Source organism: Psychrobacter sp. UBA3962 (genome assembly GCF_002385225.1).
In the GTDB taxonomy this organism is placed as follows: Bacteria; Pseudomonadota; Gammaproteobacteria; order Pseudomonadales; family Moraxellaceae; genus Psychrobacter.
Genome location: NZ_DGDC01000052.1, coordinates 12,962 through 26,648, shown reverse-complemented (window position 1 = coordinate 26,648; position 13,687 = coordinate 12,962). Strand labels below are relative to the sequence as shown.

General features: G+C 42.0%; 10 protein-coding genes. 2 read left to right on the top strand and 8 right to left on the bottom strand.

The features are described 5' to 3' along the window. Positions 1 to 100 precede the first annotated feature (100 nt). Positions 101 to 1,828, bottom strand: coding sequence for a 2-oxo acid dehydrogenase subunit E2 (locus tag B3S92_RS11920; RefSeq protein ID WP_296206454.1), 1,728 nt, complete (start codon positions 1,826 to 1,828; stop codon positions 101 to 103). 60 nt (positions 1,829 to 1,888) lie between these two features. Then, positions 1,889 to 4,714 carry a pyruvate dehydrogenase (acetyl-transferring), homodimeric type gene (aceE, locus tag B3S92_RS11915; RefSeq protein ID WP_077451289.1) on the bottom strand — a complete coding sequence of 942 codons (2,826 nt, stop codon included), beginning with the start codon at positions 4,712 to 4,714 and terminating at the stop codon, positions 1,889 to 1,891. 524 nt (positions 4,715 to 5,238) lie between these two features. Here aceE and B3S92_RS11910 point away from each other — a divergent pair. Then, positions 5,239 to 5,781 carry a hypothetical protein gene (locus B3S92_RS11910; RefSeq protein WP_296206447.1) on the top strand — a complete coding sequence of 181 codons (543 nt, stop codon included), beginning with the start codon at positions 5,239 to 5,241 and terminating at the stop codon, positions 5,779 to 5,781. Positions 5,782 to 5,945: 164 nt separating this feature from the next. Here the strand turns inward: B3S92_RS11910 and zapE are convergent, their stop codons facing one another. Continuing rightward, positions 5,946 to 7,082, bottom strand: a complete 1,137-nt coding sequence (gene zapE / locus B3S92_RS11905) for a cell division protein ZapE (protein WP_296206446.1) — start codon at positions 7,080 to 7,082, stop codon at positions 5,946 to 5,948. Between the two features lie 88 nt (positions 7,083 to 7,170). Beyond that, a complete protein-coding gene (locus B3S92_RS11900; RefSeq protein ID WP_296206444.1) occupies positions 7,171 to 7,836 on the bottom strand; it encodes an alpha/beta hydrolase in 666 nt (221 codons plus the stop codon). Between the two features lie 434 nt (positions 7,837 to 8,270). Here B3S92_RS11900 and B3S92_RS11895 point away from each other — a divergent pair, with 434 nt between their 5' ends. Further along, entirely contained in the window at positions 8,271 to 8,654 is a 384-nt protein-coding gene (locus B3S92_RS11895) for a hypothetical protein (protein WP_296206440.1), read from the top strand. A 98-nt stretch (positions 8,655 to 8,752) separates the two neighbouring features. Here the strand turns inward: B3S92_RS11895 and B3S92_RS11890 are convergent, their stop codons facing one another. The 4 genes from B3S92_RS11890 to B3S92_RS11875 form a co-directional block, all read right to left on the bottom strand. After that, entirely contained in the window at positions 8,753 to 9,784 is a 1,032-nt protein-coding gene (locus B3S92_RS11890) for an ABC transporter permease (RefSeq protein WP_296206438.1), read from the bottom strand. Position 9,785: 1 nt separating this feature from the next. Then, positions 9,786 to 10,856: a microcin C ABC transporter permease YejB gene (locus B3S92_RS11885; RefSeq protein ID WP_296206436.1), complete on the bottom strand. Its 1,071-nt coding sequence runs from the start codon at positions 10,854 to 10,856 to the stop codon at positions 9,786 to 9,788. A 56-nt stretch (positions 10,857 to 10,912) separates the two neighbouring features. After that, positions 10,913 to 11,692 (bottom strand): hydroxyacylglutathione hydrolase, encoded by a 780-nt coding sequence (gloB, locus tag B3S92_RS11880; protein WP_296206433.1) that lies wholly within the window; start codon positions 11,690 to 11,692, stop codon positions 10,913 to 10,915. Between the two features lie 89 nt (positions 11,693 to 11,781). Next, the gene (locus B3S92_RS11875; RefSeq protein ID WP_296206431.1) at positions 11,782 to 13,638 is read right to left on the bottom strand and encodes an extracellular solute-binding protein; all 1,857 of its coding nucleotides are present in this window, start codon (positions 13,636 to 13,638) and stop codon (positions 11,782 to 11,784) included. Positions 13,639 to 13,687 lie beyond the last annotated feature (49 nt).

Below are 13,687 nucleotides of genomic sequence, written 5' to 3'. Positions count from 1 at the left end.
GAGGACAGTGAAGTAATAGCAATATTACTTTATTTGAAAACAAAAAGGCCTTTGATTGGGTTTTCAATCAAAGGCCTTAGTTTTTGCAGAGACTCTATCGTTACAGCAAGATACGTCTTGGATCTGCAAGTAATTTAGCAATATAGCGGGTGAAGACAGCCGCATCTGCTCCATTAATCACTCTATGATCATAAGACAGTGATAGTGGCAACATCAGACGTGGTTCAAACGTTTGCTTGTTTGCATTCCAACGTGGCTGCATGGTTGCCTCAGAGATTCCCAAGATACCCACTTGAGGCCAGTTAACCAGAGGTGTAAAGTAAGTACCTCCTAAGTTACCTTGACTTGAGATGGTGAAGCTTGCGCCTTGAAGCTCTTTAGCCGTTAATTTCTTATCACGGGCTTTGGCTGCCAACTCTCCAATTTCAATGGCGATCTGCTTGATACCCTTAGTCTGAGCATCTTTAATTACGGGCACAATCAGCCCATCATCTGTGGCAACAGCAATACCCATATTCACAGTTTTACGGATATGAATCTGTGTATTGTCATCACTCAAGTGACTGTTGAATTTAGGGTGCTGCATTAAGGCATACGCCGTTGCTTTAACAATGAAAGCTAAAATAGTAAGCCCAATACCTTGCGCTTTAAACTCCCCTTTTAACTCACCACGTAATTTTTCTGTTTCAGTAATGTCTGATAAATCAAACTGAGTCACTTGTGGCAGATAAGTATTGTAGTTTAGCTGCGGAATTGACACTTTTTGTAGGCGGCTTAAATCTTGCGTCTCAATCTCACCCCAAATATCAGTATTACTCATATCTGGTAAGCTCGGAAGACCTGAAGCAACGGCACTTACCTTCGCATTTGAAGTATCAGCACCATTAGACTGCATATGAGCTTTGACATAATCGAAGATATCTTCTTTTAAGATACGATCATTAAATGCTGTGCCTTGCACTTGAGTAATGTCCACCCCTAGCTGACGAGCCAGCTTACGCACTGCGGGTCCAGCATAGACATCTGTCAATTTGGCATTGACTTGTTGCTCGCTCAGCTTGTCGACTTGAGCAGCAGGCTTAGGCTGTGATGCAGTGGCAGAGGACTTGTCATTATCGCTCGCGTTCTTAGTAGCAGACTGCTTAGCGGTTGTCTGCTCCGCTTGAGCTGGCTGCTGTTTATCCTTTTTCGGAGCAGCTGATGCTTTTTTAGCGCCAGAGGATTTAATGACAATGAAATCCTGACCATTTGTCACCTTATCTCCTGCTGCAATTAGAATCTCTTCTACTATACCTGCCACAGGTGAAGGCACTTCAACAGAAGCTTTATCAGACTCGACCAACAGTATAGACTGATCCGCTTCAACCGTATCGCCAACACTTACCATGATTTCAGCAATTTCAGCCTCCTCTACCCCTAAATCTGGTAGAGGATAGGTTTTCGACTCAGTAGCTTCAGACTCATTCTCAGCTTCTTCAGCAACTTCGTCTGATTGCTCTGCTTGTTGGGCAGCCTCCTCAGTAGGCTGCTCCTCATTGTTCTCAGCCTTTTCATCTACTGATGGCTGCTCAGAGTCTTGCTTATCATCTGATTCAGAATCTGCATCTGCTTCAAGCTCAATAAGCACCGTTCCTTCAGTGACTGTATCACCAACTGAAATCATAATCTTACTGACTGTACCACTGCCTGAGCTTGGCACTTCAACGGCAGCCTTATCAGATTCTAACAAGACAATATTGTCATTCTCAGTAATTTTGTCACCGACAGAGACCATAATCTCACTAACTTCGGCGCTATCTACTCCCAAATCAGGGGCTTTAATTTCCATATCTGTTCTCCAGAATTCTTGTAATTAGTAACATTCTTAAAAGTGAAGCAGAGATCAAACTTATTCCTCAACATCTTCATCATTTAATAGCTCGGCATCGGCCTGATCCTCTGCACGGCCTTCGCTACTAATTTCTTCATCCTCTTCTTCTACTAACTCTGGTACTGGATTTGGATTGACATTATCCGGTGCTGGAGCATCTGGGAAATGATCGTACTGAGGTTGTGGCTGCCACGCAGGAGGCTGATCCACATCAATACCTAAGCTGGTGATGGCGTCTTTTACCAAACGCATCTCCACCTCACCTTCATCCGCCAAACGCTTTAACGTAGCCACAACAATATGTTCAGCATTGACATGGAAGAAGTTGCGTAGCTGTGCGCGGCTATCAGAGCGGCCATAACCATCGGTACCCAAGGTTGAGTAAGGACGATTGTCAGGCAACCAAGCACGGATTTGCTCCGAGTAATTGCGCATGTAATCCGTTGCGGCTATCACCACACCATCGTGTTTGGCAAGCTGCTCGGTAACCCAAGGCACCTTCTCTTCTTCCATTGGGTGCAAGCGGTTGTAATCATCACAAGCCATACCTTCACGAGTTAGTTCATTAAAGCTGGTCACACTCCACACGTTAGCGCTTACATTGAACTCTTCAAATAGGATCTTCGCAGCTTTTTGAACTTCACGTAAGATAGTACCTGAGCCTAATAGCTGAACATGAGCGGTGGCATGTAGATGACTGTTATCTTCTAGCAGATACATACCGCGTTTAATGCCTTCTTCCACGCCTTCAGGCATTGCAGGCTGCTCATAATTCTCATTCATTAAAGTAATGTAGTAATAAACACGTTCACCTTCGCCATACATACGACGCAGACCATCATGCATAATAACTGCTAACTCATAGCCATAGCAGGGATCATAACTGACACAGTTTGGTACGGTGCCAAATAAGATGTGTGAGTGACCATCTTGGTGCTGCAAACCTTCACCATTAAGTGTGGTGCGTCCCGCGGTACCGCCTAACAAGAACCCTTGTGCCTGACAATCCCCTGCGGCCCAAGCTAAGTCGCCAACACGTTGGAAGCCAAACATTGAGTAGTAGATATACAATGGAATCATAGGCAATGCGTTAACTGAGTAACTGGTCGCTAGGGCAATCCAAGCACTCATAGCACCGGCTTCGTTAATACCTTCTTCCAGCATATGCCCATCTTTGGCTTCTTTATAACCCATTAAGGCTTCACTATCTTCAGGGATGTATTTTTGTCCTGCTGAAGAATAAATACCTAACTGACGGAACATACCTTCTAGACCGAAAGTACGGGCTTCATCAGGCACGATAGGCACCACACGGTCTTGGATATCTTTGTCTTTTAACATGGCTGATAATAAGCGAACAAAGACCATAGTCGTTGACTGCTCTTTACCATTGCTGCCTTTTAACACCCGATCAAAAATAGATAAGTCAGGAATGTTTAATGGAATATGACCACTACGACGGTTAGGTAGATGCCCGCCTAATGCCTCACGGCGGCCTCGCAAGTACTTCATTTCCGCAGAGTTTTCATCGGGACGATAGAATGGAAGTTCATCTAATTCTTCATCGGTAAATGGCAAGTCAAAGCGATCACGGAAGTAAACTAGACCTTCTTTATCAAGCTTCTTAATTTGGTGTGCTTTGTTAACAGCTTGAGCCTGCGTAGAAAGACCATACCCTTTTACCGTTTTAACCAATACCACTGTAGGCTGGCCTTTGGTCTTCATCGCTTCACTAAAGGCGGCATAAACTTTAATAGGATCATGGCCACCGCGGTTTAAGTGGCGAATATCTTCATCGGTTAGCTGCTCAGCCATCTCAGCAAGCTCAGGATATTTACCAAAGAATTCTTTACGAGTAAAAGCACCATCACGGGCTTCATAAAGCTGGTACTCGCCATCTACTGTCTCTTCCATGCGTCTTTTTAGAGCGCCGGAATGATCTTTATCTAATAAAGTATCCCACTTGCCGCCCCAGATAACTTTAATCACTCGCCAGCCTGCCCCACGGAACACAGACTCAAGCTCTTGAATAATCTTACCATTACCTCGTACTGGGCCATCTAAACGCTGTAAGTTACAGTTAACCACCCAAATTAAATTGTCTAGTTTTTCACGGCCCGCCAGCGAAATAGCCCCTAAGCTTTCTGGCTCATCTGTTTCACCATCCCCTAAGAAGGCCCAAATCTTGCGATCTTCATCTTCAAGTAAGCCACGATTGATTAAGTAGTTATGCACATGAGCATGATAAATTGACATGATTGGTCCCAGACCCATAGATACGGTCGGGAACTGCCAATAATCTGGCATTAAATAAGGATGCGGATAACTAGATAAACCTTTACCTCCTACTTCACGGCGAAAGTTTTCTAATTGCTCCTTGGTTAAACGCCCCTCTAAGAAAGATCGTGCATAGATACCTGGTGCTGAGTGACCTTGATAATAAATCATGTCACCACCAAAGTGATCGCTGGCTGCGCGGAAGAAATGGTTAAACCCAGTCTCGTACAAGGTAGCACTTGAGGCAAACGTCGCTAAGTGGCCGCCTAAATCATCGTCATTTTGGTTAGCACGCATTACCATAGCTAAAGCGTTATAGCGTACCAAGGCACGAATTTTACGCTCAATACCCAAGTCGCCTGGATAAGTAGGCTCGTCTTCAACAGGAATCGTATTTAAATAGGCCGTGTCCAGGCGGTTAAACGGTAAGCCTTCTTGTACCGCCATGTTATATAGAGCCTTAAGCAAAAATCGAGCTCGGTCTTTATCACTATGCTTAATAACCGACTCAAAGGCATCTAGCCACTCTTGAGTTTCGGTATGATCAGCATCATTATAGTATTTCATAAGTAATCCCTAATTTTCTTATTAGTTCGAGTAAACACTTGTATCGCCCATTAGTATAAACGTATTTAGCGAGCTTACCTATCCCTTAAACTAAATGGTTTTTGTAACTGTATTTATTAAATAAATAATTATTATACATTTTTGAGATAATCAGGGCTTATCTATTAGCTGACTTAAAATATTGCTATAACTGGGTTAAATAAGTAGGCTATGGCGATGAATACATCTCGCTTTAACTTAACAATTGTAATAAAATTATAGATAAGGCATTAACTCTTTTCTATTTTGGCTTATTAATTAAATAAGCAATTGGGTGAGATTTTTACCCAGCTTTAGCACTTTTATTTTTAACACTTTTTTCCAATTGATCGATGCTCAAATCGTAAATTTGAGATCATCGTCTAAAGACTTAAATTAAAGTTTTTTATAGTTATAAATGGTTTGTGTTGATATTAACTATAACAACTAAAGCATAAGAGACTCGCTACCACCCTAAGTGGCATAGTCTCATAAAGGAGTTCATCTTGATCGCAGTTATTTCAGGAGCCGTGTTTTATAGCAAGCCTTCTCGTTTTTGGAAGCCTATATTATCCAAGTCTTTTTTGAAGTACAGTAATGTTTATCTTGCGGCTGTCTTATCTGGTATTTTACTTGCCCTGACAGCAGCCCCCGCCCAAGCCAATGACGCTCTGAAAATGAGGCTTAGTGCTAGCAAAGTCGTGACTAATAATCAGGGCGAAAAGGTATATATCCCTGTAAATACAGCCAAAATTGGTACTCTAATCCAGTATAAAGCTACCTATAGCAATACTTTAAATACTGCGATTCAAAACACCACGGTAACCCTCCCTATTCCAGCCAATACAGAATTTACTGGAGAGGCTTATCCTCCTAGCGCCCAAGCTTCGCTTGATAACTACAATTACCGTGACCTACCCTTAATGCGTATGGTTGATGGGAAGCTGGTAGAAGTACCTTATTCTGAATATAAATCTCTGCGCTGGGACATTAAGTATATTCCGCCACGTAAGTCAGTGAGCGTGGCCTTTAATACCATTGTTCATTAATGCCTAGCTCAGCTGTCATCTGCATTTGAAACCTAATAATTTTAAAAACTAAAAAAAGGCTTATAAACAGAGAATTAATAACCCTCTATTTATAAGCCTTTATAGTTTTTTATATTTAAGCCTTTAAAAAGCTGATATTAACTAAACCAGATTTCAATCGCTAACTAGCCAACCAACTCATCATCGTCCAATGTGGCTTGTGAGCTATCTACATCTAAACGATGCTCAAGCTTTAAATAATCTTCCGACTGCATTTCAAGCAGACGTGAGCGGGTCCGTTCAATTTCAAAGGCCAGCTTTTCACCTTGATATAATTCCAAGATAGACTGCTCTGCTCTAATTAGTAGTTTCACACGGCGATCATAAAACTCATCTACTAAGTAAATGAAACGACGCGTAGGATCTCGCAGCACATCCGTTAGCTCAGGAACGTTATCTACTAATACTGTAGTAAAGTTATTGGAGATCTCAATAAAATCATTGGCAGATCTTGGCTCCATACACAGCTGTCTGAAATCACAATACAAGACGGTCTTGGTGCGAGCGTTAATCTTAATTTCACGCCCATTAATAATAATGGGCTCTTTTGATATCTTTTGATTATTGGCCAATGACACAAAACGGTTGGCCAACCAGTGACTATTTTCTTTGGTTAACGGGTATTTATATAGCTCAGCTTGCTGCAGTAAGCGTAAGCGGTAATCAATACCTGAGTCGATATTCATTACAGTGGTGTGCTTCTCAAGCTCCGCTACCGCTGGCATGAAGCGATCTCTATGCAGTCCATCTTTATATAAACCGGATGGCTCAATATTTGAGGTGGCAACTAAGGTAATACCACGCTTAAACAGCATAGTAAATAAATCCCCTAAGATCATGGCATCGGAGACGTTGGAAACAAAGAATTCATCGAAGCAAATTAGTACCGCCTCATCATGGATGATATCTGCCACTTTCTCTAAGGGGTCACTACTGCCTTGAAGTTTATTTAGCTCTTTGTGAACCCGCTGCATAAAGTGATGGAAATGCATCCGCATTTTGCGCTGTAGGGGCACAGACTCAAAGAACATATCCATCATCCAAGTTTTGCCTCGACCTACACCGCCCCACATGTAAAGCCCTTTGGGCGGAACAGGTTGCGATTTAAACAGGCCAAAAAAACTTTTTTTCTCTTTGGAGTTCTCTATCAGTTGATGATAAACCCCATCAAGATAGGTCATCGCCTGTTCCTGAATAGGATCATGATTAAACTCATCAGTAGCTATCGCAGCTTGGTACCTTTGTAATGGGGTCATATTCATATTTCAACTATCGCTCTTATCTCATCAAGGAATAAAAAACTAATTTTAGCCACTCAAGCGTTTTCCATCTCGCTGGCATACTTATGGCTTATACTGCGTGTTGCTCTAATAAAGTTCTAATTTCAGTTAAACGACCATGAAAGAAGTGGCCTGCACCTTCAAGCACATAACTGGCGATTTGTTTGTCTTCAGCAAATTTTTTCATAAGCTCAGGCTTAATCACGGTATCGGCATCGCCATAGATTTGAATGGTTTTTTGGGTCGGCAACATAACATCCGAAGCATCATTGTTTTCAACAGAAGGCGCCATTAATACTACCTTTGTTAGCTCCATCTCAGTCAACCCCCAAATATGGGGCGTAACTAATAACTGCTCAGCAACCCTCGCAGTAATATAACCGCCAAAGGAAAACCCTCCTAGCCATAGCTGATTTGCTGAGGTGTGATCGCTAATCCACTGTAATACTGTCATAGCATCTTCAATTTCACCTACCGCATAATCGTGCTCACCGGTCGACTTGCCTGCCCCACGAAAGTTAAAACGCACCACATGCATACCCTCATCACGGGCAAAGTTAAACATGGTGGTCACCACTTTATTCTTCATAGTACCATCAAATAAAGGGTTAGGATGACATAATAAAGCCACTTTTTTGGTGTTAGGGTCCCTAGGATCCTCATTCTGCCATAGCGCTTCTACTTCAAGTTTTCCTGCAGGTCCATCAATCAAAAACTCTTCAGTTTTGGTTTTCATAGTCAAAATCTTTATCTTTTATATAGTGTTTATTAGTTATTGCCAAAATTATAGCAAGGGTTATATATCCCAAGTGACCCCATGATAGCAAAAACCACCTTATAAGTGGGTAAGGCTGTGTTAATGTAGCAGACAATGCATAGGAGGCCTAAGCCAACTTATGCTTTACTTAGCCTCTAATAAATGCTAGTTAGTCTATAATAAGTGCTAGCTGATATTATTGTAGTTGTAATACAGAAGCAATAAGCTCTACACTAAACAATGAACGCTCAATAATTGCGAAAGTATACTCTCCTATACTACCATGACAACTGTATTGCTTATTATTTGATGGTCCTAATTTTAGACCCTGGATTTAGCTTTGCTTGTTACTTATATTTATTTACTTAGCTTCCCTTAGTTTATAATTCCTTTTAATTATTTTGAGGCCTCTTATGACCACACTAGCTTGGCAAAAAATGACAAAACTCACCACTTTAGGCTTCCTTGCATCGGCTGCAATTGGCTTAAGCGCTTGTCAATCTACCCCCACTGCCCCTGTTATTCAGCGCGCAGACTCTACCTTTGAAACCACAGGTGTTGGCAAAACTAAAGTTCAGGCTCAAGAAAATGCTTTGGCTAGTGCCAAAAAGACTTGCGGTATGCGTCAGGCAGTCATTGTCAAAGATGAAGTCAAATACAATGGCTTGTTTGACCAAAGAACAGGTCGCATGATTGATCAAGCAGGCGCAATTGCAGGCGTAGTGCTAGGCACAGGTAAACCCAACTTATCACGCGATGACGACTATGAGTATAATATCAGCTTCCGTTGTCAGTAAGCTATTAGGCAAGCTCTAGACCCGTCTACAAAAAAGGTTCTTATTAAGTAAGAACCTTTTTTATTATGCGGTATTTCTCGAAAAGTTATAACTACAAGCTAGCGTCTTGGATCAAAGGCATCTCTTAGCGCTTCTCCCACGAATATCAGTAATGACAACACGACGGTTAAGCTAAAAAAGGCAGATAAAGCCAACCATGGAGCATCTAGATTATCTTTACCTTGGTTCATTAGCTCCCCTAACGAAGGAGAGCCTGGCGGCAATCCATAGCCCAAGAAGTCCAGTGAGGTTAAGGCCACAATATTGGCAGTTAATATAAAAGGCAGCTGAGACAGACTTGAAGCCAAAGCATTTGGAAGAATATGACGCAGCATAATTTGGCTATCAGAGGCCCCTAAATTGCGGGCTGCTCTAACATAATCAAAATTACGTGCCCTTAAAAACTCTGCACGAACTAAGCCTACCAAACTCATCCAACCAAATAGCAGCATTAAAGCAAATAGTACCCAAACACTGGGGTTAAATAAGCTGACCAAAATAATGATCATAAACAGCTGAGGTAACCCTGCCCACACCTCCATAAAGCGTTGGCCAATCAGATCCGGCCATCCGCCATAATAGCCTTGCACCGCACCAATGATAATCCCTATTAATGATCCCGCTAAGGTCAAAGCCAAGCCAAAAATTAAAGAGATCCGCATTCCATATAGAATTCGAGCCAATACATCCCTACCCGTATCATCAGTTCCTAACCAATTATTGGCATTAGGCGGTGCCGGATAAGGTTTCTCTAGCTCAACACTGGCCGTCTGATCCGCAAACTCAATGAGTGGCATGATCATAAAGCCTTTTTGTTCAATTAGCTGTTTTACTGCTGGATCTTTATAGTCCGCTTCTGTCTCAAATACTCCGCCAAATGCGGTTTCTGGATAAGCCTTAACTACTGGGAAATATAAATCGTCCTCATATTTAACCAATAAAGGCTTGTCATTGGCGACGAAATTAGCGCCCAAACAGACTAAAGAGATGAGACAAAATAACAGCAGAGCCACCACTCCGAGTCTATTTTGTTTAAAACGATTGAGTCTTGCCTGCCATATTGGATTAAGCAAAGGGTTATCTTTACTCATCTTAGCGTCCCTCGAAGTCAATACGTGGGTCAATGAGATGATAGCTTATGTCACTAATAAGCTGTAATAACAGACCCACCAAGGTGAAGATGAATAAGGTACCAAATATCACTGGATAGTCTCGCTGTACAATGGCCTCAAAGCCAAGTAAGCCTAAGCCATCAAGCTTAAATATAATCTCGATTAAGAAATTTCCAGTAAAAAATATACTGACAATGGCGGCAGGAATACCCGCAATAACAATAAGCATCGCATTTCTAAAGACATGACCATACAGCACCTGGCGGTTACTTAAACCCTTGGCCCGTGCAGTCAGCACATATTGTTTGGATAACTCTTCGATGAAACTAAATTTTGTTAAATAAGTAAGGGCTGCAAAGCCACCAATGGTGCTTGCCGTCAGCGGTAATGCCAAATGCCAAAAATAGTCTTTAATTTTGGCCAGAGGACTTAACTGATCAAAATTCTCTGAAACCAGTCCCTGCAAGGGAAAAATCTGCCAGTAACTCCCCCCTGCAAATAGCACCAATAAAATAACACCAAACACAAATATAGGAATGGCATGACCAACCGCTAACATAACCGCGGTAAATTTATCAATCCCTGAGCCGTGGTGCATCGCTTTATAGATACCCAAAGGTATGGCGATAAGATAGATAAGCAGGGTGCTCCAAAGACCAAGAGAAATAGAGACCGGTAATTTTTCTACGATTAGCTCGGTAACTGGCTTACCCTTAAAGAATGACGTGCCAAAATCAAGCACGGCATAGTTCTTTAGCATAATCCAAAAGCGTTCAGGGGCCGGCTTATCAAAGCCATATTGTGCCTTAATGGCCTCTACCATTTCCTCAGACAGTCCTCTTGAGCCTCTATAGGCCCCATCTGAAAGAATGCTGCCCCCTCCCATTGCAGCTCCAGTGGTTTCTCCCTTATTTTGGGCCAGCTCAATTTGGGCTATTTGCTGCTCAACTGGGCCACCTGGTGCTGCTTGAACCAATATAAAATTGGTTAAAAGAATGAGGAATAAGGTGGGTATGATAAGCAATAAGCGTTTTAAAATATAACGACCCATGACTCTATCCTTATTTATTACTGCTTATCATGATAGTTCCAATCTAATCCGTTGAGTTAGAAGTTATCTTTTAGGGCTCTTAAAGCACTAAACACGGTTAATGGCTTTGTGTCTACAAGCTCCACCTGTCTTTGCACCCCATCAATAACCGTCAGCTCTTCACTACGCAAGAATACGTTAACCTGTCTTTCATGCTCTAAGGTCACTGGTAACGACGGCTTACCCTCTTCATTAAGGGCCTCAACTTGCTGTAAAGTTTGTTGCATAACTGGGTTGTCTGGCTCAATGGATAAGCCAAATCTTAAGTTTGAGGCGGTATATTCATGGGCTGGATAAAATAAAGTATTTTTAGGCAATTTATTTAACCGCTTAAAGCTTTCATATAATTGCTCAATAGTACCGGTAAAGACCCGACCACAGCCTGCACTAAATAAGGTATCGCCACAGAATACTTGCTTCTCATCTTCATGGGTCAATACATAAGCCAAATGCGAGGCGGTATGCCCAGGTACTGCCCATACTTGAGCTGTGTACCCCCAAGCACTTACTGAGCTGCCTTCTTTGACAATCTGGTCTGGACTCACTCCATGATCAGATCCTGCTACCACATGCGTCATAGGGTACATCTCACGTAGCTCTGCTATACCACCAATATGATCATCGTGATGATGAGTAACCCAAATGGCGGTCAACTCAAGTTGGTATTGCTGTAAATAGTCAGCAACAGGGGCCGCCTGGCCTGGATCAATGACGATGGCTTGCTTATTCTTATCATTTACTAGCGCCCATATATAGTTATCATTAAAGGCGGGTATAGGCGTAATAATTAAGCTCATGAAACTTCCTATTATTTAAAGTGTATTTATTCTTTAATATGACTAAGTCGTGTCTTCTTATGTCAAAGTATCTTAGCTAATACTTTAAATTATCGTTTTAAATATTTATTAACAATGGATTCTGCAGATTTATCTACCCACCAGTAGTCAATGCCTATAGCATTGTCTGGCAACGTTTTATGGTGACGATACTTGTCCCAATAGACCACTCGGGTATTGGTAGTTCCATACATAGGAACCATATAATAGCCAGCCCGCAATAAGCGATCCAACACCTTAGTATAAAGCACAATCTCTTCTCTATTCTCAGCCTTAATGAGCTTGTCTATGACTGTATCAATGGCTTCGTTTTTAATACCACTGTAATTTTGGTTACCTTGCTCATCAGCTGCAGCACTACCCCACATATAGCTTTGTTCAGAGCCAGGCGAAGTGCTTTGCGGGAAACCGGCCACTATCATGTCATAGTCAAATCGTCTTAAGCGCTCTAAATACTGAGAGGTATCCACTTGGCGAATTGAGACCGTAAAGCCTAGCTTCTTTAAATTTCTCACATAAGGCAGAAGTACTCGGCTCATTTTATCGTCAGTAATTAAGATCTCAAAACTAGCTGGCTTGCCATTGGCTTGATATAGCTTCATATCTTGATAATAAAAACCGGCTTGTAGCAGTTTTTGTCGGGCATTTAATAAAGCTTGCCGATGGTAGCCTTTGCCATCTGACTTAGCAAGCTGCCACTTCGCCACAGTGGCCTGCCTTTGAATAGGCTCAAGCTTTGGCAGTAAAGGCTTTAACACCTCATATTCTTCTGTATCTGGTACTCCGGTAGCCGCCAACTCTGAACCATGAAAGTAGCTTTCTAAACGCTCGTATTGATCATAGAACAAAGTCTTGTTCATTAGCTCAAAGTCAAACGCATCGGTCATCGCTTGACGCACACGTATATCGGAGAAGATGTCTTTTCGAAGATTCATCACCAAAGCCTGCATCATCACAGGGTTTTTGGTAACAATGGCTTCTTTTTTTATCAGCCCTGCTCTAGCAGCACCAAAGTCATAAGCGGTTGTCCACTTCCTAGCAGAGCTTTCTTGGCGAAAGTGATACTGCCCTACCTTAAATCCTTCTAATGCAATTTCATCACTACCGTAGTACAGGTATTTAATGTAGTCAAAGTTAAATCGGCCTTTATTGACCATAAGCTGTCTGCCCCAATAGTTAGGATCACGCTTATAAGTCACACTACGCCCTTGTTCAATGTTAAGCAACTTGTAAGGACCACTGCCCATTAAAGGAGTAAGCGATAACTTTTCAAAATCCTTCTCAACCGAAGCTTTTTTAAAGATTGGAAACTGGCCAACCGTCAATAAAACCTCTTTATTGTCAGAAGATTTGAAATGAAACTTTACTCGGTACTTATCTAGGACTTCCACTTTATCGATAGCCGCCAAATAACTGCGCACTTGCATCAGCCCTTTGTTCAAATAAGCATCATAAGTAGCTTGGACATCATAACTAGTGACAGCGCTACCATCCCAAAATTTAGCATTAGGATCGATATGATAAATAATCCAGCTGGTATCATCAGGGTCATAAGTGACTTTCTCAGCCAGCTGCGGATACATAACAAAAGACTCATTTAATGAGCCTGATAGTAAGGTATCGTAAAGATAGTCGGTACCATTCATAGCCACCCCTGTGGTCATCCAAGGGTTGGCACTGTTAAAGGTACCCAGTGCCGATAGCGATAACGTACCGCCTTTTGGGGCTTTAGGGTTGGCATAAGGTAGATAAGGCGCATTAATATAACGCGCCTCACTATTGTGGCCAATGGCTGTCACAGTAATAGGATCAGCATAGGCACTAGGCGCTAAAATAAGCAATATCGCACTCATTAAGGTCGAGGCAAAACAAGCATTCTGTTTTTTGGAAAACAGCTTAATTTGCATTTACTCCCTCCTTAAATAAGTTTAATTCCTAGTATAGAAGCAACCATCC